The organism is Devosia psychrophila (genome assembly GCF_000971275.1).
Lineage (GTDB): Bacteria > Pseudomonadota > Alphaproteobacteria > Rhizobiales > Devosiaceae > Devosia > Devosia psychrophila.
This window is the reverse complement of record NZ_LAPV01000186.1, coordinates 1-1,782: the sequence shown is the minus strand read 5'-3', so window position 1 is coordinate 1,782 and position 1,782 is coordinate 1. Positions and strand designations below refer to the sequence as shown.

General features: G+C 61.3%; 2 protein-coding genes. Both read right to left on the bottom strand.

Annotation, left to right across the window (positions count from 1 at the left end; all coding sequences use genetic code 11):
• Window positions 1-312 (bottom strand): S24/S26 family peptidase (locus tag WH91_RS19840; RefSeq protein ID WP_486813363.1); only part of this gene is annotated, 312 nt, incomplete at its 3' end.
• A gap of 2 nt (window positions 313-314) precedes the next feature.
• The coding region (locus WH91_RS19835; protein WP_046172753.1) for a BID domain-containing protein at window positions 315-1,782 on the bottom strand (1,468 nt) is incomplete at its 5' end.

The following is a 1,782-nucleotide window of genomic DNA, read 5'->3' as shown; positions in this document are numbered from 1 at the left end:
TTCGATATCGACGACCTGGCCGGCGACGGCGACCACGTTCTTGATCAGTGGGCCTGTGCCGCCCGGACACAGACCGGTGGGCAGATAGCCGCGCTCGACACCCAGCACAAATGCTGGCGTAGTGGGCGAGCAGATGAACACCAGATCGCCAACGACCGCTTCTCGATCAAGAGGCTCGATACGCCAAATGCCGAGCGGATAACTCGGCGTGAGATTGAGACGCAGCCCGCCCCAAAAGCCGCCGGCGACAAGAGCCAAAAGAATACCAGCGCCCACTGCCAGGGCGCCGATAGCAATCTTTCGCTGCCGCACCATCACAATCCTCTCGTCGCGGTGCGGTGTTTCTCGATCGCCTGGCGTTCCTTGATGGCCTGGTCGGTCTTTTCATGCGCAGCGAGCTTTTGAGCGGCCCGCATGACCGGCCAGGCCGTCGCGAGCTTCTCGCGTTCATTGGCTTTGAGACCCGCAGCCATGGCATCGAACGCCGGTCCATCGGGTCGGTTGGCGTTGATGCCGAGGAAAGCCCGATCCCCGAAACGCTCGGCAATGGCGGCGTTGAATCCGCCAATTTCGGCTTTGACCAATCTGTTGGCCAAGGCAAAGCCAAGCGCTGATGGCAGGTCGTTACGATCAATGGCGTCGCGGACTTTTTCCAGTATCACAACCGCTTCCGACGACAGCGCCGGAATATCAACGCGCACCCCTGCCCGCGACTTCTGCTCCTCGGCTTCGATCCGCACCGTGGCGTTAGCTCGAGCCCGTAGATAGCGCTCGATCTCGAGCCGAATGGTTGGTCCGCTGCGTTCGGCGTTTGAACGATCGGCTTTCTCCTGTCGCGAAGCCAGCAGACCTGATTTGCCTTTGAGCGGTCCGAACGCAGCGGGTCCCTGTTCGAGCTTTTCGAGAACGGCTTTGCTGTGCTTCGGGTCGTTGATGACCACATCGAACTTCATGGCAGACAACGCAGCTGCCGGATCGGCATAGGTGTCGCGGAAGCGATCCGAGACTTCTTTCCACTGGCGCTTACATGCCGGGTCGGCCACCAGGCGTTCCTCGACCACGTCGGTGACAGTTTTGGCAAAACTGCCTATGCCAGGGATCATCGGCTCACTCCTTACAGTGGCTGAGGATGGAGAGGTTCTGATTACGCCGAGACGCGCACTGATGGTCGCGAGGCGCGTTGCCAGCCCTTCCAGTCGCGCCTTCTGGCGGATGATCCAGTGGCGTCGATCGGAGACCAGAGTTCGGGCGACGCGGACGGCATGGAGGCCGCGCGTGGTGGCGTAACGGAGCGCAGCGGAATAGAGCCTACTCCCGTCATAGTCGAGAGTTGTTTCCTTGGCATTGCGCCGGGAGAGCACCTCAACCAGCCCGCCGACTTTGTCGAAGGAGCGCCTGCCATAGTAGAGCGCCACGTCTTCCCGATGTCGGGTCATCGCGACGTAGGTCAAGTGCTTGTCCAGCGACAGCGTCGCCAGCACTTTCACCCGATCGACGGTCGCACCCTGGCTCTTGTGGGTAGTCGTGGCATAACCGTGATCGATGTTGCGGTAGAAGCGCTGCTCGACCTCGACCCGGTGGCGGGTCTCACTGGGGCCGTCACCGATCTCCGCGACAATCCGACCCTTGCTCGCTTCAACGACGCGAGCAATCGAGCCGTTCTTGACACCCAACGATCCCTCATTCTTGAGGAAAACAATCTGGTCTCCGGCGGCGAAGCGGCGTTCGCCGTCCTCCGTCCCGAAGGCATGCCCAGGCTCGATCAATCCCCGCTCGACAAGC